General features: G+C 62.5%; 23 protein-coding genes and 1 tRNA gene. 20 read left to right on the top strand and 4 right to left on the bottom strand.

Annotated elements, in window-relative coordinates; translation table 11 throughout:
• Positions 1-120: 120 nt before the first annotated feature.
• From ruvC to RAC97_RS03150, 13 genes are all read left to right on the top strand, one after another.
• Positions 121-645: a crossover junction endodeoxyribonuclease RuvC gene (gene ruvC, locus RAC97_RS03090; protein WP_375098251.1), complete on the top strand. Its 525-nt coding sequence runs from the start codon at positions 121-123 to the stop codon at positions 643-645.
• Positions 646-753: 108 nt separating this feature from the next.
• Positions 754-1,368: a Holliday junction branch migration protein RuvA gene (gene ruvA / locus RAC97_RS03095; RefSeq protein ID WP_375098252.1), complete on the top strand. Its 615-nt coding sequence runs from the start codon at positions 754-756 to the stop codon at positions 1,366-1,368.
• Positions 1,365-2,411, top strand: coding sequence for a Holliday junction branch migration DNA helicase RuvB (gene ruvB, locus RAC97_RS03100; protein WP_375098253.1), 1,047 nt, complete (start codon positions 1,365-1,367; stop codon positions 2,409-2,411). Before ruvA ends, ruvB begins: the two co-directional genes overlap by 4 nt.
• 121 nt (positions 2,412-2,532) lie before the next feature.
• Positions 2,533-2,985: a tol-pal system-associated acyl-CoA thioesterase gene (gene ybgC / locus RAC97_RS03105; RefSeq protein ID WP_375098254.1), complete on the top strand. Its 453-nt coding sequence runs from the start codon at positions 2,533-2,535 to the stop codon at positions 2,983-2,985.
• Positions 2,986-2,987: 2 nt separating this feature from the next.
• Positions 2,988-3,683, top strand: coding sequence for a protein TolQ (gene tolQ / locus RAC97_RS03110; protein WP_375098255.1), 696 nt, complete (start codon positions 2,988-2,990; stop codon positions 3,681-3,683).
• 14 nt (positions 3,684-3,697) lie between these two features.
• Positions 3,698-4,150: a protein TolR gene (gene tolR, locus RAC97_RS03115; protein ID WP_375098256.1), complete on the top strand. Its 453-nt coding sequence runs from the start codon at positions 3,698-3,700 to the stop codon at positions 4,148-4,150.
• A complete protein-coding gene (gene tolA / locus RAC97_RS03120) occupies positions 4,150-5,214 on the top strand; it encodes a cell envelope integrity protein TolA (protein WP_375098257.1) in 1,065 nt (354 codons plus the stop codon). Before tolR ends, tolA begins: the two co-directional genes overlap by 1 nt.
• Positions 5,215-5,240: 26 nt before the next feature.
• Positions 5,241-6,512, top strand: a complete 1,272-nt coding sequence (tolB, locus tag RAC97_RS03125; protein WP_375098341.1) for a Tol-Pal system beta propeller repeat protein TolB — start codon at positions 5,241-5,243, stop codon at positions 6,510-6,512.
• Positions 6,513-6,565: 53 nt separating this feature from the next.
• On the top strand, positions 6,566-7,063 hold the full coding sequence (pal, locus tag RAC97_RS03130) for a peptidoglycan-associated lipoprotein Pal (protein WP_375098258.1): 498 nt from the start codon (positions 6,566-6,568) through the stop codon (positions 7,061-7,063).
• A gap of 6 nt (positions 7,064-7,069) precedes the next feature.
• Complete coding sequence (ybgF, locus tag RAC97_RS03135) at positions 7,070-7,879, top strand: tol-pal system protein YbgF (protein WP_375098259.1); 810 nt, start codon at positions 7,070-7,072, stop codon at positions 7,877-7,879.
• A gap of 160 nt (positions 7,880-8,039) precedes the next feature.
• Complete coding sequence (gene queE / locus RAC97_RS03140; protein WP_375098260.1) at positions 8,040-8,687, top strand: 7-carboxy-7-deazaguanine synthase QueE; 648 nt, start codon at positions 8,040-8,042, stop codon at positions 8,685-8,687.
• Positions 8,688-8,707: 20 nt separating this feature from the next.
• Positions 8,708-9,382: a 7-cyano-7-deazaguanine synthase QueC gene (gene queC, locus RAC97_RS03145; protein WP_375098261.1), complete on the top strand. Its 675-nt coding sequence runs from the start codon at positions 8,708-8,710 to the stop codon at positions 9,380-9,382.
• A gap of 61 nt (positions 9,383-9,443) precedes the next feature.
• Positions 9,444-9,519: transfer RNA gene (locus RAC97_RS03150), tRNA-Lys, on the top strand.
• 109 nt (positions 9,520-9,628) lie between these two features.
• On the opposite strand, the gene katB is transcribed toward RAC97_RS03150, so the two are convergent.
• Positions 9,629-11,161, bottom strand: a complete 1,533-nt coding sequence (gene katB / locus RAC97_RS03155) for a catalase KatB (protein ID WP_375098262.1) — start codon at positions 11,159-11,161, stop codon at positions 9,629-9,631.
• A 471-nt stretch (positions 11,162-11,632) separates the two neighbouring features.
• On the opposite strand from katB, the gene RAC97_RS03160 reads away from it, so the two are divergent.
• Positions 11,633-13,141 (top strand): YdgA family protein, encoded by a 1,509-nt coding sequence (locus RAC97_RS03160; protein ID WP_375098263.1) that lies wholly within the window; start codon positions 11,633-11,635, stop codon positions 13,139-13,141.
• 245 nt (positions 13,142-13,386) lie between these two features.
• Entirely contained in the window at positions 13,387-14,445 is a 1,059-nt protein-coding gene (nadA, locus tag RAC97_RS03165) for a quinolinate synthase NadA (protein ID WP_375098264.1), read from the top strand.
• Between the two features lie 41 nt (positions 14,446-14,486).
• On the opposite strand, the gene RAC97_RS03170 is transcribed toward nadA, so the two are convergent.
• A complete protein-coding gene (locus tag RAC97_RS03170) occupies positions 14,487-15,923 on the bottom strand; it encodes a M48 family metalloprotease (RefSeq protein WP_375098265.1) in 1,437 nt (478 codons plus the stop codon).
• A gap of 118 nt (positions 15,924-16,041) precedes the next feature.
• On the opposite strand from RAC97_RS03170, the gene RAC97_RS03175 reads away from it, so the two are divergent.
• Together RAC97_RS03175 and RAC97_RS03180 are read left to right on the top strand one after the other, a co-directional pair.
• The gene (locus RAC97_RS03175; protein ID WP_375098266.1) at positions 16,042-16,281 is read left to right on the top strand and encodes a sulfurtransferase TusA family protein; all 240 of its coding nucleotides are present in this window, start codon (positions 16,042-16,044) and stop codon (positions 16,279-16,281) included.
• 21 nt (positions 16,282-16,302) lie between these two features.
• A complete protein-coding gene (locus tag RAC97_RS03180) occupies positions 16,303-17,373 on the top strand; it encodes an AI-2E family transporter (protein WP_375098267.1) in 1,071 nt (356 codons plus the stop codon).
• Between the two features lie 113 nt (positions 17,374-17,486).
• Here the strand turns inward: RAC97_RS03180 and RAC97_RS03185 are convergent, their stop codons facing one another.
• Both RAC97_RS03185 and RAC97_RS03190 read right to left on the bottom strand, forming a co-directional pair.
• On the bottom strand, positions 17,487-17,960 hold the full coding sequence (locus RAC97_RS03185; protein WP_375098268.1) for a peroxiredoxin: 474 nt from the start codon (positions 17,958-17,960) through the stop codon (positions 17,487-17,489).
• An 11-nt stretch (positions 17,961-17,971) separates the two neighbouring features.
• Positions 17,972-18,532, bottom strand: coding sequence for a glycine cleavage system protein R (locus tag RAC97_RS03190; protein WP_375098269.1), 561 nt, complete (start codon positions 18,530-18,532; stop codon positions 17,972-17,974).
• Positions 18,533-18,790: 258 nt separating this feature from the next.
• On the opposite strand from RAC97_RS03190, the gene dapA reads away from it, so the two are divergent.
• Genes dapA through RAC97_RS03205 form a run of 3 tightly spaced genes read left to right on the top strand, consistent with a single transcriptional unit; the run spans position 18,791 to position 21,570 of the window.
• Positions 18,791-19,678 carry a 4-hydroxy-tetrahydrodipicolinate synthase gene (gene dapA, locus RAC97_RS03195; RefSeq protein ID WP_375098270.1) on the top strand — a complete coding sequence of 296 codons (888 nt, stop codon included), beginning with the start codon at positions 18,791-18,793 and terminating at the stop codon, positions 19,676-19,678.
• A gap of 17 nt (positions 19,679-19,695) precedes the next feature.
• Positions 19,696-20,811: an outer membrane protein assembly factor BamC gene (gene bamC, locus RAC97_RS03200; protein WP_375098271.1), complete on the top strand. Its 1,116-nt coding sequence runs from the start codon at positions 19,696-19,698 to the stop codon at positions 20,809-20,811.
• Complete coding sequence (locus RAC97_RS03205) at positions 20,812-21,570, top strand: MBL fold metallo-hydrolase (protein ID WP_375098272.1); 759 nt, start codon at positions 20,812-20,814, stop codon at positions 21,568-21,570.
• Positions 21,571-21,585 lie beyond the last annotated feature (15 nt).

Below are 21,585 nucleotides of genomic sequence, written 5' to 3' on the forward strand. Positions count from 1 at the left end.
TTTTTCCCCAGGCCTCGAGGGCCTATTCGCGGGCAAGCCCGCCCCCACAGGGTCGCCAGCGTCCTTGTGGGGGCGGGCTTGCCCGCGAATAGGCCGTTACCTTTTGCACGAACAGGCGTTATGACACTGATTCTTGGTATCGATCCTGGCTCGCGAATCACCGGCTATGGCGTGGTCCGCCATACCCCGCGCGGCTGCGAGTACGTGGCGTCCGGCTGCATTCGTACCGGCAGCGGCGAGCTGCACGAGCGTTTGCAGGTGGTGTTTCGTGGCGTCAGCGAGGTCATTCGTCTGCACGAGCCTGTGACAATGGGCATCGAGCGGGTATTCATGGCGCGCAATGCCGACTCGGCGCTCAAGCTCGGCCAGGCCAGGGGGGCGGCGATCGTGGCCGCCGCCGAGGCGGGGCTTGAGATCGCCGAATACAGCGCCAGCCAGGTCAAGCAGTCTGTGGCGGGTACCGGTGGCGCCAACAAAGAGCAGGTCATGCTGATGGTCATGCACCTGCTCAAGTTGACCCAGAAGCCTCAAATCGACGCTTCCGATGCCCTGGCCATCGCGCTTTGCCATGCCCACACCCGCTCCAGCCTGGTGCCCCACGGCCTGGGTGCGGCGCGGCGACGTGGCGGGCGCTTGCGTCTGTAACCGCTTCATGCCCTGATACATATTTTGCGCGGGTGGAACGCTCAGCCGGCGCTTTTGCTGATAGGGTTGTCCGGTCGCTGGCCGGGGCCCGAGAAGAAGGATCGGAACGTGATTGGACGTTTGCGCGGCACCCTGGCGGAAAAACAGCCGCCGCACCTGATTATCGACGTCAATGGCGTGGGCTATGAGCTGGAGGTGCCAATGACTACGCTGTACCGCCTGCCCAAGCTTGGCGAGGCCGTCACCCTGCATACCCACTTGGTGGTTCGCGAGGACGCCCACCTGCTCTATGGTTTCTTCGAGAAGCGAGAGCGTGAGCTGTTCCGCGAGCTCATTCGCCTCAACGGTGTGGGTCCGAAGCTTGCGCTGGCATTGATGTCGGGCCTTGAGGTCGATGAGCTGGTGCGTTGCGTGCAGGCCCAGGACACCTCTGCGCTGGTGCGCGTGCCCGGTGTCGGCAAGAAAACCGCCGAACGCCTGTTGGTCGAGCTCAAGGATCGCTTCAAGGCCTGGGAAACCTCCCCGGCCATGTTCACCCTGGTATCCGACGGCCCGCTGCCAGTGGCCAGCGCTTCCACGGCCGAGGCCGATGCCGTCAGTGCATTGATCTCGCTCGGCTACAAACCGCAGGAGGCGAGCAAGGCCGTTTCCGCTATCGAAGGCAAGGCTAACCTGAGCAGCGAAGAGCTGATCCGCCGTAGCCTCAAGGGAATGGTCAAGTGATCGAAGCCGACCGACTGATCGCCGCCAGCGGACGTGACCGCGAAGAGGTCCAGGACCGGGCTATCCGGCCCCTGAGCCTCGACGAATATATCGGCCAGCCGGTAGTGCGCGAGCAGATGAGCCTGTTCATCCAGGCGGCACGTGGTCGTGGCGAGTCGCTCGACCACACCCTCATCTTCGGGCCGCCTGGTCTGGGCAAGACCACCTTGGCCAACATCATCGCCCACGAAATGGGCGTTTCGGTCAAAAGTACCTCGGGGCCGATTCTCGAGCGCCCAGGCGACCTGGCCGCGATGCTGACCAACCTCGAGCCGCACGATGTGCTGTTCATCGACGAGATCCATCGCCTGCCCCCGGTGGTCGAGGAAGTGCTTTACCCGGCGATGGAGGATTTCCAGCTCGATATCATGATCGGCGAAGGGCCTGCCGCCCGCTCGATCAAGCTTGACCTGCCACCGTTTACCCTGGTGGGGGCTACCACTCGCGCGGGCATGCTCACCAACCCGCTGCGCGATCGTTTCGGCATCGTCCAGCGCCTGGAGTTCTACAGCAACCAGGACCTGGCGACCATCGTCAGCCGTTCGGCGAACATCCTCGGCCTGGCCATCGAAGACCAGGGGGCTTTCGAGATCGCCCGCCGCGCCCGCGGTACGCCGCGTATCGCCAACCGCTTGCTGCGTCGGGTGCGTGACTACGCCGAGGTGCGGGGCAAGGGCCACATCACCAAGGCAATCGCCGACAAGGCGTTGAACCTGCTGGATGTCGACGAGCGTGGCTTCGACCATTCCGACCGACGTCTTCTGCTGACCATGATCGAGAAGTTCGATGGTGGCCCCGTTGGGGTGGATAACCTGGCAGCGGCCATCAGCGAAGAACGTCACACGATTGAAGATGTGCTGGAGCCCTATTTGATCCAGCAGGGCTACATCATGCGCACGCCGCGTGGCCGCGTGGTCACCCGGCACGCCTATTTGCATTTCGGCCTGAATATTCCCGGGCGTTTCGCCGAGGGTGGGGAATTTTCCGATCCGGATGATGAATGACAGATCGAAACGGGTTTTTCGTGGTCCTAGCGCTGGTGCTTCGTGGTGAAGGTGGCAATAGGACATTCCCGAAAAACAGTTGCCAGGGCGGATTGGCAAGCTGAGGAGTAAGCACTAGAGTATGCGCGCGCAAAATCGACCGGAACCGTTCGCACACCGTTGTCGCGTCTATTACGAGGATACCGACGCGGGTGGGGTCGTCTACTACGTCAACTATCTGAAATTCATGGAGCGTGCGCGCACCGAGCGGCTGCGTCACCTGGGCTTTTCCCAGTCGGAGCTGGCCGGCGACAACCTTCTGTTCGTGGTCCACTCCAGCGAAGCGCGCTATCACGCGCCAGCCCGACTGGACGACGAGCTGCGGGTAACCGCGCAAGTGCTTGAACTCAATCGCGCCAGCCTGCGCTTCGTGCAGCAGGTCTGGCGGGAAAAGGATGCAACGCTGCTCTGCGAAGGGCAGTTCCTGGTGGCCGCTGTGCGTGCCGACACTTTCAAACCCCGGGCCATTCCCCCAGCGCTGCGCGATGCCTTCCTGGCGGACGGGCCGGGTATTCAATCCAACGCAGGAGAATAAGCGTGGAAGCAAACGTCGTCGACCATACCTCCATGTGGAGCCTGGTCGCCAATGCCAGCATCGTGGTTCAGCTGGTGATGCTGACCCTGGTGGCAGCCTCGGTGACCTCTTGGATCATGATCTTCCAGCGCAGCAACATGCTGCGTGCCGGTCGTCGTGCGCTTGACGCCTTCGAGGAGCGCTTCTGGTCGGGTATCGATCTGTCCAAGCTGTATCGCCAGGCGGGCAGCAACCCCGATCCGGACTCTGGTGTCGAGCAGGTCTTCCGGGCCGGTTTCAAAGAGTTTTCGCGCCTGCGCCAGCAGCCGGGCGTCGACCCGGACGCGGTCATGGAAGGTGTTGGCCGTGCCATGCGCGTCGCCATTTCCCGTGAGGAAGAAAAGCTCGAGCAGAGCCTGCCGTTTCTCGCCACCGTCGGCTCCACCAGCCCATATATCGGCCTGTTCGGTACCGTCTGGGGCATCATGAACTCCTTCCGCGGCCTGGCCAGCGCTCAGCAGGCCACCCTGGCCACCGTCGCCCCGGGCATCGCCGAGGCACTGATCGCCACCGCGATCGGCCTGTTCGCGGCAATCCCGGCGGTCATCGCCTACAACCGTTTCTCTGCGCGCAGCGAAGTGCTGATCGGCCGTTACTACACGTTCGCCGACGAGTTCCAGGCGATCCTGCACCGCAAAGTACACACCAGCGAAGAGTGATCAGGTAGACATCCATGGCCCGAGTTCGCCACAAACGCAAGCCGGTCGCCGAGATGAACGTGGTGCCCTACATCGATGTGATGCTGGTGCTGCTGGTCATCTTCATGGTGACCGCACCCATGCTCAACCAGGGCGTGAAGGTCGACCTGCCCAAGGTTTCCAGCGAAGCCTTGCCGCAGGACAACAACGTGCAGATCCTCACCATCTCGATCAAGGCCGACAAGACCTACTACTGGAACCTCGGCAGCGAAGTCGATACCGACAAACAGATGGACCGGGCCATGACCCTGCCGGACATGACCAGCGCGGTGACCAAGATCATCGCTGCCGGCCGTGACCAGGGCAAGCAGACCCAGGTGTTCATCCGTGGCGACAAGGCCGTCGACTACGGCTCGGTCATGGGTGCCATGGGCGGGTTGCAGCAGGCCGGTGTCGGTAACGTTGGCCTGATTACCGAGGCGCCCTGATGCAGCAGCGAGAGCCCTCCGCCTCGGAAAGCTATTTCTGGCCCAGCGTCTGGGCCATCGGCCTGCATGTGCTGGTATTTGCCATGCTGTTCGTCAGCTTTGCCATGACGCCCGAGCTGCCGCCTTCCAAACCGATCGTCCAGGCTACGCTCTACCAGCTCAAGTCCAAGAGCCAGGCGACTACCCAGACCAACCAGAAAATTGCGGGTGAGGCCAAGAAAACTGCGTCGCGCCAGACTGAAGTCGAGCAGCTGGAGCAGAAGAAGGTCGAGCAGGAGGCCGTGAAGGCCGCGGAACAAAAGAAAGCCGAAGCCGCTCAAAAGGCTGAAGCGGCCCGCGAGGCCGCCGAGGCGAAGAAGGCCGAAGAGGCTGCCAAGGCTGCCGAAGCGCAGAAGGCTGCCGAAGCCAAGAAGGCCGAGGAAGCGAAGAAACAGCAAGCTGACATCGCCAAGAAGAAAGCCGAGGAAGAGGCGAAGAAGCAGGCCGAGGAAGAGGCCAAGAAGCAGGCTGCCGAGGAGGCGAAGAAGAAAGCCGCCGAGGACGCGAAGAAAAAAGCAGCGGAGGACGCCAAGAAGAAAGCGGCGGCCGACGAAGCGAAGAAGAAGGCAGCTGATGAGGCCAAGAAGAAGGCCGCAGCAGACGCCGAGAAGAAAAAAGCACAGGAAGCGGCGCGCAAGGCGGCAGAAGACAAGAAAGCCCAGGCCCTGGCCGAGCTGCTGTCCGATACCACCGAGCGTCAGCAGGCCCTGGCGGATGAGCAAGGTGACCAGGTAGCCGGCGACTTCGATGACCTTATCCGCATGCGTGCGGCAGAGGGTTGGGCTCGTCCGCCTTCTGCGCGCAGGGGCATGACGGTCGTACTGCAGATCAACATGCTGCCGGACGGCACGATCACCAACGTGAGCGTGGCAAGGTCCAGTGGTGACGGCCCGTTCGACAGTTCTGCCGTGGCCGCCGTGAAGAATATTGGTCGCTTGACCGAAATGCAGGGCTTGAAGCCGAACGAGTTCAATCCGTATCGTTCGTTCAAGATGACATTTACACCTGAGGATCTTGCGTTGTGATTAAACGTCTGAGAGGACTGCTGGTCATGCTCTGCTGCGTGGCAGGCATGGCGGTGGCAGAGGAAAAGAACATCCTGGTCACCAGCGGCAGTGATAGGGCTACGCCCATCGCAGTAGTGCCGTTCGGCATGCAAGGTGGCAGCGTACTGCCGGAAGACATGGCCGACATCATTGGCAATGACCTGCGTAACTCCGGTTACTATGCGCCGATTCCGCGGCAGAACATGATCAGCCAGCCTACCCAGGCCAGCGAAGTGATCTTCCGCGACTGGAAAGCCTTGGGTGCCCAATACGTGATGGTCGGCAGCATCGTTCCCTCTGGCGGTCGCCTGCAGGTGAGCTATGCGCTGTTCAACGTCGCGACCGAACAGCAGGTGCTGAGCGGTAGCGTCGGCGGCGGTGTCGATCAGCTGCGCGACATGGCGCACTACATCGCCGACCAGTCGTTCGAGAAACTCACCGGGATCAAAGGTGCGTTCTCCACGCGCATGCTGTATGTAACCGCCGAGCGTTTCTCGGCCAACAACACCCGCTATACCCTGCAGCGCTCCGACTATGACGGTGCACGCGCCGTTACCCTGTTGCAGTCTCGCGAGCCGATCCTGTCGCCACGCTTCGCGCCGGATGGCAAGCGTATCGCCTATGTCTCGTTCGAGCAGAAGCGTCCGCGCATTTTCATCCAGCACATCGATACCGGTCGCCGTGAACAGCTGACCAACTTCGAGGGCCTCAATGGCGCTCCAGCCTGGTCGCCGGACGGTACTCGCCTGGCGCTCGTGCTGTCCAAGGACGGTAACCCTGACATCTATGTGATGAACGTGGCCTCGCGCCAGATCAATCGTGTCACGGCCGGCCCTGGTATCAACACCGAGCCGTTCTGGGGCAAAGATGGCAACACGCTTTATTTCACTTCCGACCGGGGTGGCAAACCGCAGATCTACAAGACTTCCGTCAGCGGTGGTGGTGCCGAGCGCGTAACTTTCGTGGGTAACTACAACGCCAACCCGAAACTGTCTGCAGATGAAAAGACCCTGGTAATGATTCACCGCCAGGATGGCTTCACCAACTTCAAGGTGGCTGCCCAGGATTTGCAGCGTGGAAGTGTAAAGATTCTTTCAGAGACCAGTCTTGATGAGTCTCCCACTGTTGCGCCAAACGGCACCATGCTAATCTACGCCACCCGCCAGCAGGGTCGGGGAGTCTTGATGCTCGTGTCGCTTAACGGCCGTGTGAGGCTCCCACTTCCTACCGCTCAAGGCGAAGTCAGAGAACCGTCCTGGTCCCCCTACCTGAACTGATTGCGGCGTAACAATTTTGCTTAACACACTGGGGTTTCATTAGGAGTTTCACGATGGAAATGCTGAAGTTTGGTAAATTCGCTGCGCTGGCTCTGGCCATGGCCGTAGCTGTAGGTTGCTCCTCCAAGGGCGGTGACAACGCTGGCGAAGGCGCTGTCGACCCGAATGCTGGCTACGGTTCCAACACCGGTGCCGTTGACGGTTCCCTGAGCGAAGAAGCCGCCCTGCGCGCAATCACCACCTTCTACTTCGAGTACGACAGCTCGGACCTGAAGCCAGAAGCCATGCGCTCCCTGGACGTTCACGCCAAGGACCTGAAAGCCAACGGCAACCGCGTTGTTCTGGAAGGTAACACCGACGAGCGCGGTACCCGCGAGTACAACATGGCTCTGGGCGAGCGTCGTGCCAAGGCCGTTCAACGCTACTTGGTCCTGCAAGGCGTTTCGCCTGCTCAGCTGGAACTGGTTTCCTACGGCGAAGAGCGTCCAGCTGCTACCGGCAACGACGAGCAGTCCTGGGCTCAGAACCGTCGCGTAGAACTGCGTAAGTAAGTTCTCATGCGTATGTGCCGTCGTGTTGTAACCGTCCTCGCCCTCAGCCTGCCGCTCTCGGCATTGGCTGCGGTACCTGTAGTAGATGACAACGGGGGCAGTTATCCGCCTTCGGGTTATGGCACGAGCGGCGCCTATGCCGGAGCAGGGGCTTCTGCCCCTGCTTCTGCGCAGGGCCAGCTGTTCATGCAGCTGCAACAAATGCAGGACCAGCTTTCCCGCCAACAGGGCATCATCGAAGAGTTGCAGAACGATGTGGCCCGCATGAAGCAGGAAAACCTGGAGCGATACCAGGATCTGGATCGTCGCATCAGCAGTGGCGTCGCACCCGCGGCGACCCCCGAGAATTCCCCGTCCGGCGGCGCACCTGCCACCGGAGCCCCCGCCACCGATGGCGGTGCCAGCGCCCAGCAGCCTGCCACAGGCAGCGAGCCAGGCGACCCGGCAAAAGAGAAGCTGTACTACGATGCAGCCTTCGACCTGATCAAGCAGAAGGACTTCGACAAGGCCAGCCAGGCCTTCGGTGCCTTCCTGCGCAAGTATCCCAACAGCCAGTACGCAGGCAATGCCCAGTATTGGTTGGGTGAGGTGAACCTGGCCAAGGGCGACCTGCAAGGTGCCAGCCAGGCCTTCGCCAAGGTAAGCCAGCTGTACCCCAAGCACAGCAAAGTGCCTGATTCGCTGTACAAGCTCGCCGACGTCGAGCGTCGCCAGGGCCATACCGACAAGGTCAAGGGCATCTTGCAACAGGTCATCACCCAGTACCCCGGCACCTCCGCCGCGCAACTGGCTCAACGAGACCTGCAGAAGCTCTGAGGTGTACCTCTCGAAAGAAACCCGCGCTTGTCGCGGGTTTTTTCGTTAGAATCTGTGCCCTTTTTTCGTAAACACGCTGCTGCGGATAACGCTATGTCGAGTCCGCGACAGTGCCTGATGGAGGCGGATGGCCTGTTTAGCTGTCACGCCCGTGGCGATCATGCAAGACACATTACGCATCACCGAAGTTTTTTACTCTTTGCAGGGTGAAACGCGAACGGCTGGGTTGCCCACCGTATTCGTGCGCCTGACCGGCTGTCCCCTGCGTTGCCAGTATTGCGACAGTGCCTATGCCTTCAGCGGCGGTACCGTGCGTACGCTCGACGACATTCTCGAACAGGTTGCGGGTTTCCGGCCGCGCTATGTCTGTGTCACCGGTGGAGAGCCTCTGGCCCAGCCTAATGCGTTACCGTTGATGACGCGCCTTTGCGATGCGGGCTACGAGGTGTCGTTGGAAACCAGCGGCGCCCTCGATGTTTCGAAGGTGGATGCCCGGGTCAGCCGAGTAGTCGACCTCAAGACCCCGGGTTCCGAAGAGTCCCACCGCAACCTCTACGAGAATATCGAGCACCTGACCCGCAACGACCAGGTCAAGTTCGTCATCTGCTCGCGCGAGGACTACGACTGGGCGGTGTCCAAGCTGATCCAGTACAACCTGGCCGAGCGTGCTGGAGAAGTGCTGTTCTCACCCAGCCACCACCAGGTGAGCGCCACCGAACTGGCTGAGTGGATCGTCGCCGACAACCTGCCCGTGCGTTTCCAATTGCAGTTGCACAAGTTGCTGTGGAACGACGAACCAGGGCGCTGAGACCAAAGAGAGTGAATGAAATGACGGAAAAACGCGCGGTAATCCTGCTGTCCGGCGGCCTGGACTCGGCCACTGTGGTGGCCATGGCCAAGGCCGAAGGCTACAGCTGCTACACCATGAGCTTCGACTACGGACAGCGCCATCGTGCGGAGTTGAACGCCGCAGCGCGAGTGGCTCGCGACCTGGGCGTGGTCGAGCATAAGGTAATCGGCCTGAACCTCAACGGTATCGGCGGTTCGGCACTGACCGACAGCAGCATTGACGTTCCCGAGGCGCCGACCGAGGGCATTCCGGTCACCTACGTGCCTGCCCGCAACACCGTGTTCCTGTCGCTGGCCCTGGGTTGGGCCGAGGTGCTGGAGGCGAGGGACATCTTCATCGGCGTCAATGCCGTGGACTATTCCGGCTACCCGGATTGCCGCCCCGAATTCGTCGAGGCGTTCGAGCGCATGGCCAACCTGGCCACCAAGGCGGGCGTCGAAGGGCAGGGCTTCCGTATCCAGGCGCCCCTGCAGAACCTGAGCAAGGCTCAGATCATCGAGGCCGGTGTGGCTCAGGGTGTGGACTACAGCCTCACGGTGTCCTGCTACCAGGCAGACGATCAAGGCCGGGCATGCGGTAAATGCGACAGCTGTCGCCTGCGTGCCGAGGGCTTCAGCGCGGCGGGTGTGGCCGATCCAACGCCCTATTTTTAAAAAAAGTCCTGATGGGGTGTTGATTTCCTGTTAGGAATCAGTAATATACGCGCCATCCAACGGGTCGTTAGCTCAGTTGGTAGAGCAGTTGGCTTTTAACCAATTGGTCGTAGGTTCGAATCCTACACGACCCACCATATTCCACCCGATGCGAGCAACGCGCTTCGGTGTGAAGAAATACAAAAACCCGCCTATATGGCGGGTTTTTTCGTTCTGTTCCCATACTTCTTGAATACTGCGTCGGCTTCAGTCGTCCAACTTCGACGCCATTTCACGTACCCGCTGCACATCGGCCTTGGCAACTTTGGCGAGCCCCGTGCCGTATTCGCTATCGGCCTTGTAGAAGTACGACAGCATGATGTAGCGGCTTTCCTCGTCGGTGATTGCCAGCGCCTCGCCGAGGCTATCGATCAGGTCTTTGCGCTCTTTCGTGCTATAGGAGCGGAACAGTTCGCCCGCCTGCTTGAAGTTCTGCTCGCGCTGGATCTTCGCTTGTTGGGTCGTGCCGCTCAGCGGTGTTTCGACGTAGCGCGCGTTGGTCTGTTCGCTGCGCGGCTGCAAGCGACTGGGTTGGTAATTGACGCCGCTGGTGGTTTGTCCGGCATTCATGGCGCCGTCCTGGTTGATGGTATTCACCTCGCTGCGCGGTCGGTTGACCGGCAGGCTCAGGCCGTTGGCACCGATGCGGTACATCTGGGTATCGGCATAGGAAAACAGCCGCCCTTGCAGCAAACGGTCCTCCGAAGGCTCGATGCCCGGGACCAGGTTCGACGGCGCCATGGCCACCTGCTCGGTCTCTTCGAAGAAATTGCCTACGTTGCGGTTAAGCACCATCTGACCGATCTTGCGCTCTGGCACATCGGGCCAGATCTTGGTCGCATCCAGGGGGTCGAAGTCGAACTGGGCGAGTTGCTCGGGCTTGAGCACCTGGATGTACAGGTCCCATTTCGGATGGTTGCCCTGCTTGATCGCGTTGACCAGGTCGTGGGTCATGTGGCTGTAGTCACGTGCCTGAATCTCTGCGACCTGCCGTGGGTCGAGGTTTCTCTGGCCTTGCAGGGTTTTCCAGTGGAACTTCACGTAGTGCACTTCACCCTTGGCATTGACCAGCTTGTAGGCATGCACGCTGTTGCCGTCCATCTCCCGATAGTTCGCCGGCGTGCCCTCGTTGGAGTAGAGCAAGGTCAGGGTGCGGGTGGCTTCCGGTACATGGGAGAAGAAGTCGAAGCGGCGTGAGTCATCGTCGAGGTTGCTGCGTGGGTCTGGCTTGAAGGCGTGGACCATGTCCGGGAACTTGATGGCGTCGCGGATGAAGAAGGTCGGGAAGTTGTTGCCGACCAGGTCCCAGTTGCCGTCGGCGGTGTAGAACTTGGTGGCGAAGCCGCGTGGGTCGCGCAGGGTTTCCGGCGAATGGTTGCCGTGTACCACACTGGAGAAGCGCACGAACACCGGGGTGTGCTCGCCTTGGCGGAACACCTTGGCGACGGTCAGGTCGCTGATGTCGGCGGTGGAGGTGAACTCGCCATGGGCGCCGGTGCCACGGGCGTGCACCACGCGTTCCGGGATGCGCTCGCGGTCGAAGCGCTGCAACTTCTGGATCAGTTGCACGTCTTGCAGCAGCACCGAGCCGTTGGGGCCGGCAGTCTGCGAGTTTTGGTTGTCGCCCACTGGCGCGCCATTGTCGCGGGTCAGTGGCGTGGCATAGGCGGTGCCCGAAAGAAGGCTGGTAGCTAGCAATACGCTGGCGTAGTGGGGGGCAGTACTAGGAGGGTTTTTCATGGGAAAGCTCCTGATGGTCTTGTTCTGCGTCCTGATGCGCAGCCAAAACTTAAGGAGCTGGTTGGAAGCGGGATAATTGAAAATATCAACAAGCTGTATAGGGATATTTCATCGCGCCCTACCGCCAAACCGTCTATCGCAGGTATTTCGACGGCCCCGTCGGTCTCGACCGGGGCCGGTGGAGCAGCCGGTGATGAACCAGACGGGTTTCGTCGAGGGTGCAGTCATTTCCTTTCTCCAGGCGGATGGTTTCAGCGAAGCTCGATGCGCCTTTCAGCACGACTGTATGGCGTCGACACCGCTGCGTTAATACGGAGTCATCGACATGCGCTCGTGAGTCATGTTCAGCAATTGCGCGGCAGGCGGGTTTTATTGCCGGTTGACCCACGCTTCACGCCCGCCGACAGTGCTACCCTTGCCACCTTGCGTGACACCACGCATCGCCCCTATGGACAGTAATCGGTTCTATTCATGAAGAAATCAGTAGGCATCCTTTCCGGCCTGGCCGTCGCCATCGCCGTCGTAACCACCGCTGGCGCCTGGTATACCGGCAAGCAGTTGCCCGCAGAGCTCGCCAACTCGGTCGAGCGCGGCAACGCCGAGCTCAAGAAAGCCGTGGCCGGCACAGGTGGCAACATGACAATCGAGCTGGTCTCGCTGGAGCAGCGCTTCTTTACCAGCACCGCGCAATATCGCTTGAAGGTCGAGAACCTGCAGACGGGCGAGGGGGAACCGCTGAATTTCGAAGTGGCGGTGCTCGACCAGATCGAACATGGCCCGTTCCCGTGGTCGCGGGTCAAGGCGGGCAAGCTGCTGCCGGTGATGGCTACCAGCAACAGTGCGTTGCAGAAAGACGACTTCACCGCACCCTGGTTCGCCGCAGCGGGCGACAAGGTCCCGGTGACCGCGCAGGTCAGCATTGGCTATGGCGGCACGGTCGACAGCGATATTCGCCTGGCGCCGGTGAACCTCAAGGAAGACGATGGCAGGACCCTGGACTTCTCCGGCATGCAGCTGTTGCTCAGCGGCGACCGCGAGGGCAAGGCGGTGAAGATCCATGGCACTGCCGACAAGCTGGCGATGAACCTGGTGAATGAGGACCAGGCGCCGCTGAAGTTGCAGTTCAATGGCTTGAAAGTGGGCGGCGAGCTGACCGGTACCGACCATGACATGATCTACCTTGGCCACCTCGACCTGTACCTGGCCGAAGCCCAGGCTGCCGTGGGGCCAAAGCAGGACGTGCTGTTGCTCAAGGGGCTGGAGCAGAACAGCCTGTACAGCGCCGAAGGCGAAGACCGCCTGGGCGCTCGGCTGTCCTACAAGGTTTCGGACATCAGCTACGCCGGTCGTGCCGTCGGCAGCGGGCAGATGGTATTCACCATGAAGTCGCTGGACATCCCGGCCATGCAGTCGCTGGTGACCTGGTACCAGACCAAGCTGCCAGCGATCCAGGCCGCTGCCGCCCAGGGCCAGCAGGCGCCGTCGCTGGACATGACCCCGCAGGAGGAGGCCAAGGTCAAGGCCGACCTGCAACAGCTGCTCGCCGCCAAGCCGCAACTGGCGCTGGAAGACCTGTCGTTCAAGACTGCCAACGGGCACAGCCGCTTCAGCCTGGTGGTCGACCTGGCCAACCCCGCGTCCTTCGACCTGCCGTCGGAGCAGTGGGGCAAGCAAGTGGTCAGCAAGCTGCAAGGCAAGCTGTCGTTGTCCAAGCCGATGATCGGCGACCTGGCCACCTTGCAGGCGCTGCTCGATGGCCAGACCGACGCCCAGGCTATCGCCGCTCAGTCCAGCCAGGCCGGTGAGATGCTCGGCGTGATGGCGCTGCAAAGCGGCATGGCCACGGTGCAGGGCGAAGACGTGGTGTCGAGCCTGCACTATGCCGATGGCATGGTCGACTTCAATGGCCGCAAGATGACGGTCGAGCAGTTCGCCATGATGCTGGGCGCACACCTGGCGGCGTTGTCGCCGCAGGGCTGATGCGCCATCCGGGCGCTTTGCAGGCATGCCTGCAAAGCGCCCGGTACGGGTAACCTCGTGCTCCATGCAAAAACCGCTTTTGCATTCCTGCGATTGTCTGTAGCCTTCGGCCTCCGATAATAATCCGTGCCCGCAGATGGGCCGCGATGGCCCGCCACGCCGGCCGTCCGGCACCTTTAGCCGATCTGCCAGGGCCGGGTGATACTCTCGACTGATGCGCACTCGCGCCCGCAGGTCCAGCGATCATGACCCAGATTTCCGAACGCCTCCTGGTGCAAGCCCACCTCGATGCCAAGCAGCCCAACCCGCTGACGCCGGCGCAGGAGGCTGAGTACCGTGCAGCCATCGCCGCCGAGCTGAAGGCGCAGGATGCCGTGCTGGTTGCCCACTACTATTGCGACCCGATCATCCAGGCCCTGGCCGAGGAAACCGGCGGTTGCGTCTCCGACTCACTGGAAATGGCTCGTTTCGGCAAGAACCACCCTGCCAGCACCGTGGTGGTGGCAGGGGTGCGGTTCATGGGCGAGACAGCGAAGATCCTGACCCCGGAAAAACGCGTGCTGATGCCCACCCTGGAAGCCACCTGCTCGCTCGACCTGGGCTGCCCGGTAGACGAGTTCTCGGCCTTCTGCGACCAGCACCCGGAGCGCACCGTGGTGGTCTATGCCAACACCTCTGCGGCGGTGAAGGCGCGGGCCGACTGGGTGGTGACCTCAAGCTGCGCGCTGGAAATCGTCGAAAGCCTGATGGACAACGGAGAGACCATCATCTGGGGGCCGGACCAGCACCTGGGCCGCTACATCCAGAAAAAGACCGGCGCCGACATGCTGCTGTGGGACGGCGCCTGCATCGTCCATGAGGAATTCAAGTCGCGCCAGCTGGCGGACATGAAGGCGTTGTACCCGGACGCTGCGATCCTGGTGCACCCGGAGTCGCCGGAGTCGGTGATCGAGCTGGCCGACGCGGTAGGCTCCACCAGCCAGCTGATCAAGGCTGCGCAGACCATGCCGAACAAGACCTTTATCGTCGCCACCGACCGCGGCATCTTCTACAAGATGCAGCAGCTGTGCCCGGACAAGGAGTTCGTCGAGGCACCTACCGCCGGTAACGGTGCTGCCTGCCGCAGTTGCGCGCATTGCCCGTGGATGGCCATGAACACCCTGGAGCGCACGCTGGATTGCCTGCGCAAGGGCAGCAACGAGATCTTCGTGGAGCCGGCGCTGGTGCCGCGGGCAATCAAGCCGTTGAACCGCATGCTGGACTTCACCCAGGCGGCGCGCTTGAAGTTGTCGGGTAACGCCTGATGTAGATGTGAGAAGGGGCCGCGTAGCGGCCCCTTCCAGTTTCAGCGTCCCATCATGTCCCGCACCATGCGCTGCTGATCCATCACTTCACGCTGGCGCTGGTCGATCTGCGAGGCCAGCGGGAAGTTGCTGCCCGCCCGGCGCTTGGCAAAATCGAGCTGCTGGATCGCCTGGTCGAAGTCGCCCACCAGGGTAAAGTACTCCGCGCGCGCCCGGTGCAGGCCGATGGTATTGCCCGACAAGCCGCGCACTTCGGCCACGTCGTACCACACATCCGGGTCGTCTGGACGCTGCTTGACCAGCGCGTCCAAGGCCTTTTCCGCCTCGGCCGGCTTGCCTTGCTTGATGAGCAGGTCGGCACGCACCTGTTGTAACGGATAGTTACCAGGGTACAAACCGCGCATACGTTCGATACGCTGCTGGGCATCGGCCAGGCGGTTGTTGGTGATGTCCAGGTCGATCTGCGCGAGGTTGTAGGTGATCTCGTTGGGCGCCTTGGCCAGCAGCGGCTTGAGGTTCTCGCGCGCTTCGTTGAGCTGGCCGCCCTTGATCTGCGCCAGGGCCAGGCCGTAGCGCGCGGCGTCCATGTTGGGGTTTTCGTCGAGCTGGGCGCGGAAGCGCTTGGCCGCCAGACCCGGCGTGCCTTCGTAGGTGAGGGCTACGCGGGCGCGAATCAGTTGGTAGCGCAGGCTGTCCTCGACGCCCCCCTTGGGTGCCTGTTCGGCGCGGTTGCGGGTGTCGGCAATACGCGATTCGGTGACCGGGTGGGTCAGCAGGAATTCCGGGGGCCTGGCGTCGTAGCGGTACTGGCGAGCCAGGCGCTCGAACATCGAAGGCATGGTGCGTGGGTCGAAGCCGGCTTTCTCGAGGTTGAGGATGCCGATGCGGTCGGCCTCCTGCTCGTTCTGCCGGGAGAAGCGCCGCTGCTCCTGGATGGCTGCGGCCTGGGTGCCGGCGATCACGCCGATACCGGCATCGCCACCGCCGCCGGCGGCCAGCACGATACCGGCCAGCAGCGCAGCCATCATTGGCAGTTGCATGCGTTGCTGGGCTTCGACGCCGCGGGCGAAGTGGCGCTGGGAAAGGTGCGCCAGTTCGTGAGCCATTACCGAGGCGTACTCGCCTTCGGTCTGGGCATTGAGGAACAACCCGCCATTGACCCCGACGATGCCGCCGGGGGCGGCGAAGGCGTTGAGTTCACGGGCATCGATCAGGATGAACTCCAGGCGACGGTCCTGCAGTTGGCTGGTTTCGGCCAGCTTGTACACGCTGGTCTCGACGTAGTCCTTCAGTTGCGGGTCGTTGAGCTGGTTGACGTTGCCCCGCAGCAGGCTCAGCCAGGCGCGGCCGAGCTGGTGTTCCTGCTGCGGCGAGACGATCGCGGAGCTGGCATCGCCCAGAGACGGCAGGTCGTCGGCATGGCCGGGGAGGGCCATCAGGCAGGCCAGCATCATCAGGGTGGGGCGCAGTAGATTCATGCATGAAGCTCGCGTCGATCAAAGAGGCTTACTGTAGCCCGCTCGCACGATGACGACCAGTGGCGGTATCCTGTGCGGCTCGTCTGCCACGCCCATTGCATTGCCCAGGAGATCCCGGATGACCGACACCCCGACCTGCGACGCCGAACTCGACGCCAGCGGGCTGAACTGCCCGCTGCCACTGCTCAAGGCCAAGATGGAGCTCAACCGTCTGGCCAGCGGCGCGGTGCTCAAGGTGATCGCCACCGACGCAGGTTCCCAACGTGACTTCCGCACGTTCGCACAGCTCTCAGGTCATACGCTGCTGCGTGAAATGGCCGAGGCCGGGGTATATACCTACTGGCTGCGCAAGGCCTGAGTTTCTTTCCAAGGATCGTCAATGTTCAAAGTGCTTCGCGACTGGATGCAACGCTACTTCTCCGACGAGGAGGCTGTGGTGCTCGCGGTCCTGCTGTTCCTGGCCTTCACCGTGGTGCTGACCCTGGGCGGCATGCTTGCGCCGGTGCTGGCGAGCATGGTGCTGGCGTTTTTGATGCAAGGGGTGGTGAATGCCCTGGAGCGGCTCAAGGTGCCGACGCGGGTGGCCGTGTGGCTGGTGTTCGCGCTGTTCATGGGCGCGCTGGCGGTGTTCCTGCTGGTGCTGGTGCCGTTGCTCTGGCACCAGTTGACGACCCTGTTCAACGAACTGCCGGGCATGCTCGCCAAGTGGCAGTCACTGTTGCTGCTGTTGCCCGAGCGCTACCCACACCTGGTGTCCGATGAGCAGGTATTGCGCGCCATCGAGTCGGTGCGTAGCGAGATCGGCAAATTCGGCCAGTGGGCGCTGACCTTCTCGTTGTCCAGCCTGCCGCTGCTGGTGGGGGCGATGATCTACCTGGTGCTGGTGCCGATCCTGGTGTTCTTCTTCCTCAAGGACCGCGAACTGATCGGCCGCTGGGTCAGCGGTTACCTGCCGCGTCAGCGCACCTTGCTCAACCGCGTGGGCGAAGACATGAACCGGCAGATCGCCAATTATATCCGTGGCAAGGGTATCGAGATCCTGATCTGCGGTATCGCCACGTATATCGCCTTCATCAGCCTGGGGCTCAACTACGCAGCGTTGCTGGCGCTGCTGGTGGGGTTGTCGGTGGTGGTGCCGTACGTCGGTGCGGTGGTGGTGACCGTACCGGTGACGTTGATCGCGCTGTTCCAGTGGGGCTGGGGCGATCAGTTCATCTACCTGATGGCGGTGTATGCGATCATCCAGGCGCTGGATGGCAACGTGCTGGTGCCGCTGCTGTTCTCGGAGGCGGTGAGCCTGCACCCGGTGGCGATCATCTGCGCGGTGCTGCTGTTCGGCGGGTTGTGGGGGTTCTGGGGGATCTTCTTCGCCATTCCGCTGGCGACGCTGTTCAAGGCGGTGCTCGATGCCTGGCCGCGGCAAGAGCCGACGGTTGCGCCAATGCTCTAGCTTTTCTTGGGCCTCTTCGCGGGGAAACCCGCTCCCGCAGGTTTCCCACTGTTCTCAAGCATCGTGGAGAACCTGTGGGAGCGGGTTTACCCGCGAAGAGGCCGGCGCCTATCTCAAGCCTTGTTCAGGGCCTGCGCCGCAGCCAGCACCGCATCCACATGCCCCGGCACCTTCACACCACGCCACTCTTGGCGCAGCACACCATTCTTGTCGATCAGGAAAGTGCTGCGGTCCACGCCCAGGTATTCCTTGCCATACAGCTTCTTCAGCTTGATGACGTCGAACAGCTGGCACAAAGCCTCTTCCTTGTCGCTGATGAGCTCGAACGGAAAGCCCTGCTTGGCCTTGAAATTCTCGTGCGACTTGATGCCATCGCGCGATACGCCGAACACCACGGTGTTGGCCGCAGCGAACGCCGCGTGCTGGTCGCGGAAACCCTGGCCCTCGGTGGTGCAGCCCGGCGTGCTGTCCTTGGGATAGAAGTACAGCACGACCTGCTGGCCCTTCAGGCCCGCAAGGCTGACAGCCTGGCCACTGGTGGCCTGGGTCTGGAAATCGGCGACGGGTTGGTCGAGTGCTACGGCCATGGTGGGTTTCCTTACACAGGGTTCTGTGGGCGCCAGGGTTCGATCAGTGCATCCAGGTTCAGCGCGTCGGCGAAGTCCAGGAACTGGTCGCGCAGCCAGCTGATCTGCGTGCCGGCCGGCAGGATCACGGTGAACTGGGCGTTGAGCATGCTGCTGCCGGTCTGCGGCGCCAGGTAGGTATCGCAGGTCATGCTCTCGAGCTCGACGCGGTGGTCGAGGAAGAACTGGCACAGCTCGTTGATGATGTCCGGGCGATAGGCGGCGCTGACGTAGGCTACGTAGGGCAGGGCCTGTGGGCGCACTTCCTGTTCGGCGCTGCGTACCACGTCAAGGGTCAGGCCGTGTTTCTTGGCCAGCCCCGGCAGGCTGGTCTCCAGGCGGGCCAGGGCATCCCAGCTGCCACCAACCTGCAACACCTGCGCGCTGGTTTCGCCGTGGCGCGACAGGCGCGAGGTGACCACCGCGCAGCGGTTTTCGAAGGCGGCGCGGCTGAGGACATTGGCCAGCTCCATGGGGTTGGGGCCCAGGGCGCTGATGACGAGGAATTGTTCGCGGACGGTGGCGGTGGACATGCAGCATTCCTAAAGCGATGAGCGGTCGGCGCGAAGAGGTCAGGCTACCCCTGCACCAGGGCCGAAGGCGTGTAGCTAGGGCCGTGGGCACTGGCGCGGAGCACTGTCGACGGCCCGGCGGGCCGCGTTGCGCCGATCAAAGGATCAAGGGTAGCGAAAAGCAGCGCCGAGGGGAATGCTCCGCCTGCCAGCTTCGCTTGTGCAAGGCCGATGGCGCCAGTACCATTACCGCTCTCTTTTTCCGGCAGGAGCAGTTTCATGATCGCGGGCAGTATGGTGGCATTGGTCACACCCATGGATGCACAAGGGCGTCTGGACTGGGTCAGCCTCGATAAACTGGTCGACTTCCACCTGGAAAAAGGCACCCACGCGATCGTCGCCGTCGGCACCACCGGCGAGTCCGCCACCCTGGATGTCGAAGAGCACATCCTGGTCATCAAGCACGTGGTCGAGCGCGTCAAGCGCAGCAATAAACGCATCCCGGTCATCGCCGGCACCGGTGCCAACTCCACCGCCGAAGCCGTGCACCTGACCCAGAACGCCAAGAATGCCGGCGCCGATGCCTGCCTGCTGGTGGTGCCGTACTACAACAAGCCGACCCAGGAAGGCCTGTACCAGCACTTCAAGCACATCGCCGAAGCCGTCGACATCCCGCAGATCCTCTACAACGTACCCGGCCGCACCTCCTGCGACATGCAGGCCGAGACCGTTATCCGGCTGTCGAAGGTGCCGAACATCATCGGCGTCAAGGAAGCCACCGGTGACCTGGCCCGGGCCAAAGCCATCATCGAAGGCGTCGACAAGGACTTCGCAGTGCTGTCCGGCGACGACCTGACCGCCGTCGAGCTGATCCTGCTGGGCGGCAAGGGCAATATCTCCGTGACCGCCAACGTCGCCCCGCGCGAAATGGCCGATCTGTGCGAGGCCGCCCTTGAGGGCAATGCCGAGAAGGCCCGCGCGATCCACGAAAAACTCCTGCCGTTGCACAAGGACCTGTTCTGCGAGTCCAACCCGATCCCGGTGAAATGGGCGCTCGTGGAAATGGGCCTGATGCACAAGGGCATCCGCCTGCCGCTGACCTGGCTGAGCCAGGGTTACGAAGAAAAAGTCCGTACTGCCTTGCGCCAGTCCGGCGTACTGGTTTAATCGAGGAAGTACACCGCATGAAGCGACTGGCTGGTCTTTCCGCTCTCGCCCTGATCATTTCCAGCACCAGTGGGTGCGGCTGGCTGTGGGGCGAGGATGGCTATTTCCGCGACCGCGGCAGCGATTACCTGCAAGCCCGCCCGACTGCCACCATGCAGTTGCCGCCGGACGCGACGCACGTCAAGCGCATGGACCCACTGCTGCCGATCCCGCGTAACGTCGCCGACGGCCAGGGCGCTGGCGAGTTCGAGGTGCCGCGCCCGCAACCGCTGTCGGCCAGTGCCGACGTCAGCGACTTCACCTTGCAGCGCAGCGGCAGCAGCCGCTGGGTACTGGCCCAGCGCGCGCCGGCCGAAGTGTGGCCGGTGGCGCACCAGTACTTCGAGGACAACGGTTTCCGTATCGCCGAGGAGCGTCCACAGACCGGTGAGTTCACCACCACCTGGCAGCGCTTCGACGAGCTCTCGGCCTCCCTGGGCCAGCGCCTGGCGAGCACTGGCGGCAGTGCCGACAGCGAAGTGCGCGTACGTGTACGCATGGAGCCCGGCGTGCAGCGCAACACCTCCGAGGTGTACGTGGTCAGCGTTGAGCGCCCGGCTGGCAGTACCGCCGAGCCTGACTTCCCGTCCAGCTCCACCAATACCGCAGCCGACGCACTGCTGGTCGACGAAATGCTCGCCAGCATGAACCGCAGCGCCGAAAAAGGCGGTTCGGTGTCGCTGCTGGCCGCGCGCGATTTCGACGCGCCAAGCCAGGTCAGCCTGAGCGAAGATGGCAGCGGCAACCCGGTGCTGTACCTGGGTTCTGACCTCGATCGCGCCTGGTCTGGCGTGGGCCGCGCCCTGGAGCAGGGCGAATGGCGTGTCGAGGACATCAACCGCAGCCTGGGCCTGTACTACATCAACCTGTCCGAGAAACCCGAAGACAAACAGAACGAGCCAGGCTTCTTCAGCCGCCTGTTCGGCAGCGAGCCGAGCAAGGAAGAGCGTGAAGAGCGCGCCGAGCGTTATCAGGTTCGCCTGAGCAAGGTGGGCGAGAACGTCCAGGTCACTGTTGAGAAGAACATCAACACCGTGGCCCCGGCCGATGTCGCCCGCCGCGTGTTGAGCGCCATCCAGGACCGTCTGGGCTAAGTGCGTTTCGCGGTACTCGGAAGCGGCAGCCAGGGAAACGGCACGCTGATCGCCAGTGACGATACCTACGTATTGGTCGATTGCGGCTTTTCCCTGCGTGAGACCGAGCGGCGCCTGGCGTTGCTCGGGGTGTCGGCGACACAACTGAGCGCGGTGCTGGTGACCCACGAGCATGCCGACCACGTGCACGGCGTCGGGTTGCTGGCACGGCGCTACAATGTACCGGTCTACCTCAGTCAAGGCACGTTGCGCGGTATGCGCAAGCCGGTGGAGGTGGCCGGTTTTCTCGGTTGTGGTGACAATGTCGACATCGGCAGCCTCAAGGTTAGCGCCGCGCGGGTCGAGCACGATGCGCTGGAGCCGTTGCAGTATGTGGTCAGCGATGGGCGCCGGCGCTTCGGCATGCTCACCGACCTGGGCTCGTTCGATGCGCACCTGCTTTCGCGCTACCAGGGCCTGGACGCCTTGCTGATCGAAGCCAACCATTGCCGTGACCTGCTGGCGCGCGGGCACTACCCGTACTTTCTCAAGCAGCGGGTCGGCGGCGACCAGGGACACCTGAACAACCACCAGGCCGCCAGCCTGGTGGCCGAGCTGGGCTGGAAGCACCTGCAACACCTGGTGCTGGCCCACCTCAGCAGCAAGAACAACCTGCCACAACTGGCGCGTCAGTGCTTCGTCGACACCTTGGGGTGCGATCCGGACTGGCTCCAGGTGGCGAACCAGGAACACGGGCTCGACTGGCGTGAAATCGCCTAGCCCACCCATTCAAGC

It is taken from the genome of Pseudomonas sp. LS_2, assembly GCF_042709235.1.
GTDB lineage: Bacteria > Pseudomonadota > Gammaproteobacteria > Pseudomonadales > Pseudomonadaceae > Aquipseudomonas.